Annotated in this window: 6 protein-coding genes; all 6 read left to right on the top strand. The window is 60.4% G+C overall.

What is annotated here, in order from left to right; translation table 11 throughout:
• On the top strand, nt 1-304 hold a 304-nt coding region (locus QZX93_RS11435), incomplete at its 5' end, for a hypothetical protein (protein WP_295392379.1).
• On the top strand, nt 301-1,329 hold the full coding sequence (locus QZX93_RS11430) for a toprim domain-containing protein (RefSeq protein WP_295392377.1): 1,029 nt from the start codon (nt 301-303) through the stop codon (nt 1,327-1,329). The genes QZX93_RS11435 and QZX93_RS11430, both read left to right, overlap by 4 nt.
• A gap of 438 nt (nt 1,330-1,767) precedes the next feature.
• The gene (locus QZX93_RS11425; RefSeq protein WP_295392375.1) at nt 1,768-2,010 is read left to right on the top strand and encodes a WGR domain-containing protein; all 243 of its coding nucleotides are present in this window, start codon (nt 1,768-1,770) and stop codon (nt 2,008-2,010) included.
• Between the two features lie 268 nt (nt 2,011-2,278).
• Complete coding sequence (locus QZX93_RS11420) at nt 2,279-2,809, top strand: chlororespiratory reduction 6 domain-containing protein (protein WP_295392374.1); 531 nt, start codon at nt 2,279-2,281, stop codon at nt 2,807-2,809.
• A 34-nt stretch (nt 2,810-2,843) separates the two neighbouring features.
• Complete coding sequence (locus tag QZX93_RS11415) at nt 2,844-3,632, top strand: hypothetical protein (protein WP_295392372.1); 789 nt, start codon at nt 2,844-2,846, stop codon at nt 3,630-3,632.
• 49 nt (nt 3,633-3,681) lie between these two features.
• On the top strand, nt 3,682-4,224 hold the full coding sequence (locus QZX93_RS11410) for a TMEM175 family protein (protein WP_295392370.1): 543 nt from the start codon (nt 3,682-3,684) through the stop codon (nt 4,222-4,224).
• The last annotated feature ends 75 nt before the right edge of the window (nt 4,225-4,299 follow it).

Below are 4,299 nucleotides of genomic sequence, written 5' to 3'. Positions count from 1 at the left end.
TGGTGTTTTAGTCGGCTTCAGACGATACCGCCTGCGTCCCGCTGCCGCCAACTCTACGTTGACCTTACGCACCCGCGCCGGACACCTAACCAGGCCATTCATGCGGGTTTCCATCAGGCCAAAAATGGCCAAAGTCGAGATGGCGTTCCCTGAGCATTTCAGTGGCGAGCACTGCCAGGCGGCGATAACGACGGCTCATCGGTGGAGGAACGAGGTCAATTGGGACGCCTACCTCACCGACACCGACCAAGGACGGCTGTGCGCGAAGAAAGCAAGCCAAACAGCGGCGGGCATGCAACCATGAGGCTTGACGCGGCACTGGTCCGCCAACACGCCCGGGGCCACTGGAATGGCATCCTCGGCCGTCTGGCGCCGACCCTCGACGAGGCCCTGTCCCGTCCCGGACGGCACGTCCCCTGTCCCGTCCATGGCGGACGGGACGGGCTGCGGGTATTTAAGGATGTGAGCGAGAGCGGGGGAGGGATCTGCAACACCTGCGGGCCCTTCCACGACGGATTCGCCCTCCTGATGTGGGCAAACGACTGGCGTTTCCCAGAGGCGCTGGAAGCCGTGGCATACGCGCTCGGCCTGAGTGTCGGTGGCGCTTCGGCCGCACCGATACCCCGCGCGCAACCAACCCCGATGGTGGCGCAACGCCAGGACGTGGCGGTCACCGAGGCGGCCCTCCGGCGGGTCTGGTCGGAAACGCTCGATCCGACGGATCCGGCGGCACTGCCGCTTCAGCGGTATTTTCAGTCCCGCGGGATTAGAGCGATGCCGGACGCCAACGTCGTCCGCTTTCACCCCGCCCTGGGGTACTACGAGGATCGGGTGAGAACAGGAATCTACCCGGCGATCATCAGCCGGGTTAGCGACGCCCAGGGACGGCCAGTGTCGTTGCACCGGACCTATCTGACCACGGCAGGCGGGAAGGCACCGGTGTGCAGCCCAAAGAAGATGATGATGCCGTGCGGGCCCCTGATGGGTGGTGCCATCAGGCTCTTTCCCGTCGGCCCGCTGTTAGGGATCGCCGAAGGCATTGAAACCGCGTTGGCGGTCAGGCAACGAACGGGGACCCCGGTTTGGGCCGGCGTCTCCGACCGTGTGATGGAAAACTGGGAGCCACCGCCCGGGATCGACGTGGTCTTCATTTGGGCGGATAAGGACCGATCCGGGGCCGGAGAAGCCGCCGCCAACGGGCTGCAAGCGCGGCTGCGGACCCGCGGGATTGCGGGGATCATCCATGTGCCCCACGGCCCCATCCCGGCAGGCACCAAGTCACTCGACTGGGCGGATGTTTGGCGGTTCAACAATTTAGCGGTGGCATAGCCCATCGTGCTACGGTCTTTTCAATCCCCATGGCGTTGCCGTGGGGGTTGCTCTTTTTTGGGTACTCCCCCGGCGAATCAGGGGATCGTTGCGGGAAAGATCACCAACATGAGCGGCCACGCATCCGGGGTCCCTCCGCCCTGGGCACGGCTTTCGATGCCGACATCATCCGTCGCGACTTGGCCGACACACGGCTGAAAAATCCCGAGCCCTCAGCGACGGCGGCCAGGAATGACGTTAGCCAGGGATATCGCCACCGCCGGGCACATGGCAGGCGCAGAGTTCTTGTCTCCGGTATTGCGAATCTTGGATAATGAGTCACCAGACTTCCTTCTGGGGTGTCAGCGATGACCCGCGTCAGGGGGCGAATAAAGGCGATGGTGACCAACCCACACGATCGACGGGTGGACCTGGAATCAGCGCTTCTCGGGGGTGGCCATGTATCGTTGGATTCACGAGACCAAGAATCGCTACTACCAGGCACACCTACTCCAGGATCTGTTCGGCGAGTGGACCCTGGTCAGAGTCTGGGGCGGACTGGGATCGCACCAGGGCGCGGTGCGCACCACGGGCGTGTCATCCTATGCCGATGGACTGGCGCAGATCCAAGCGATCGGAAAGCGGCGTCAGCAGCACGGCTATCTCCCCGTGGTGGACGCGTATCCAGAACAGAACGGGTAGGGCGCTCCACATGTTCTACGAGAAGACGACCGATGCGGCGCGCAACTCGGGCCACAGGCGGTGGCGAAACCCTGTCACAGCGCCGTTGGGGTGCCAACAGCGGCTACCGAGGACTCAGCAAGAAGGAGAGATCGCCCCGTACGTCGGGTTCGACGTCCGATCGGACATCGTGGATCATGGCGGTCGCCGCCGCCTGCGTCGGAAACGGGTGTCGGCGCACGGGTTGGCGAATAATTCGGTACCTCGACAGCCGCAGACCACTGACGACATGCCCAAGAAGCCCAAGCCCAAGTATCCGCGCGCCCGCCTATCGCCAGCCAAGGACCAGATCCTGGTCATCGCCATCACGCACGAATCGGTGGTGACGCACGACATCCGTCCCCTGCTCGACAAGCTCTTGCCGCTGGCCGCTACCCGTGAGATCGCCATGCGCTGGGAAGGCAAGGTGACTTTCTACTTCGACGGCTGGGATAACGACCCGCGCGAGACCGCGGAGATCCCTGAGATCCGCGCCTACTTCATGGACATGACGGCCGAGTTCCCTTACTGGTTCCACTTCGTGGAGAAGGTCGGTGATACCTTCTGGCACGTCCTGCGTCTGCTGTGCCGGGGCCACCGGGAGCAGGTCCAGGGGGGGATGATCGGCTGGCAATTCGATGACCCGAAAGAATTGCTCCGCCAGATCGATCTGCAGTTTGGGTACATGAACGGACTGTACGAACAGCTGCGCCTGCCGCGGGAGATGCACCAGCGGGTCTCGCAGGAAGTTGCGCAATTGATCGAGTGCTCGCTCCAATGATCGCTTCCGCACAATAAGCTTGAGAAAATCAAAGATGGCATTGAAAATCTTTACTCGTATCGCTTCGACCTTCTTCGCCCTGATTCTTGGATGGGCTTCTGCTACTGTTGCTCAAGACGCGCTTATCACGGTATCATTCACAAACAAATCGAGTAACACCCTGCACTGTGGGATGTTGAGTAACGGCGAGTATTTCCCCTTCTTGCTGCTTGAGGGGAAAACCGAGAAGCGTTTCGATGAGTTCGCTTCAGGCGCAAAGCTTCGTTGCCAGATAGATCTAGCGAAAAATTCTTACACCATCCTGACGTATTTCGAGGTCAAAACTCCTGGAGCCTATGAGTTTTTGCTGGAAAAAGTACCATGCACCGGTTGCCGTACCGCGGGCGAGTGGCGATGGGCTACTATTGTTGTTGACCCACATGGCAAAGCGGATTATCTCCACGTCTACGATCAGCCGAAAGCGATTTCTCCTGCTCCATCCCTGACATGGTCATCTGCTACTACTGTGGGTCAGCTTAGTAGTGATTGCCGGGCGTTGCTGTCAAATTGCGGGCAGTACAATTGCGTAATGGTAAGAACGACCAAGACAAGCACATGCATAGGCGATTGCGTTAGAAAGTTTGTAGACAGGCTATCGGCGGCAAATATTAGTGCCCGTATGACGGCAGCCGATGCAGACGCTTCTGCAGCGTGCATCGGATTCCGAGCAGACTTAGGAGGAACAAAGGCCGGCGCGGAATGTCTCGCCGGTATTCTCGGCGCACCTTATCGCATCGGGAATTGCATTGCCGACGGCTATCGATACAATCTCAAGCTTGAATAGCAGAGATGCTGTAGACGAGGTATCCGCGGAAACACGGCAATGGGGAACCATGAACAAGAACCGACTTGAGGCCTTCAGCGATGGCGTGCTGGCCATCATCATTACGATTATGGTGCTGGAACTCAAGGTACCCCACGACGCCAGCTATGCTGCGCTACTACCCCTGTGGCCGGTGTTCCTGTGCTACGTGTTGAGCTTCCTCTACATCGGCATCTATTGGAACAACCATCACCACCTCTTGCATGCCGCGCGACGCGTCACCGGCGCAGCACTCTGGGCAAACCTGCACCTGCTGTTCTGGCTGTCGCTACTGCCTTTCGTCACCGGCTGGATGGGGGAGAATCACTTCGCGCCGCTGCCGACTGCGCTCTATGGCGTCGTGTTGTTGATGGCCGGTGCGGCCTATTGGATACTGGTCCACGTGTTGATCGCTGGCGAAGGTACCGACTCGCTGTTGGCCCGCGCCATCGGCAGGGACCGCAAGGGGACCGCATCGGTGATCATCTACGCCATCGCCATTCCCGTCGCGGTAATCGTTCAGACCCCCCCCTTCCGGAACGCGGTGGCGTGGGGGCATTGTGTTGGAGGATAGCACCCCAACAGTTGGTGGCGTCGCGGGGACCCCACCGTTCAGCCTGACGCGCACATGAAACTCGACCGACACGAT

The sequence above is a fragment of the uncultured Thiodictyon sp. genome (assembly GCF_903946935.1).
GTDB lineage: Bacteria > Pseudomonadota > Gammaproteobacteria > Chromatiales > Chromatiaceae > Thiodictyon.
This window is presented reverse-complemented; position numbering and strand designations above follow the sequence as displayed.

Excerpts from the sequence above, each read along its gene's own strand:
- QZX93_RS11430 (WP_295392377.1), top strand. The coding sequence starts at position 301 with ATGAGGCTTGACGCGGCACTGGTCCGCCAACACGCCCGGGGCCACTGG.
- QZX93_RS11415 (WP_295392372.1), top strand. The coding sequence starts at position 2,844 with ATGGCATTGAAAATCTTTACTCGTATCGCTTCGACCTTCTTCGCCCTG.
- QZX93_RS11410 (WP_295392370.1), top strand. The coding sequence starts at position 3,682 with ATGAACAAGAACCGACTTGAGGCCTTCAGCGATGGCGTGCTGGCCATC.
- QZX93_RS11425 (WP_295392375.1), top strand. The coding sequence starts at position 1,768 with ATGTATCGTTGGATTCACGAGACCAAGAATCGCTACTACCAGGCACAC.
- QZX93_RS11420 (WP_295392374.1), top strand. The coding sequence starts at position 2,279 with ATGCCCAAGAAGCCCAAGCCCAAGTATCCGCGCGCCCGCCTATCGCCA.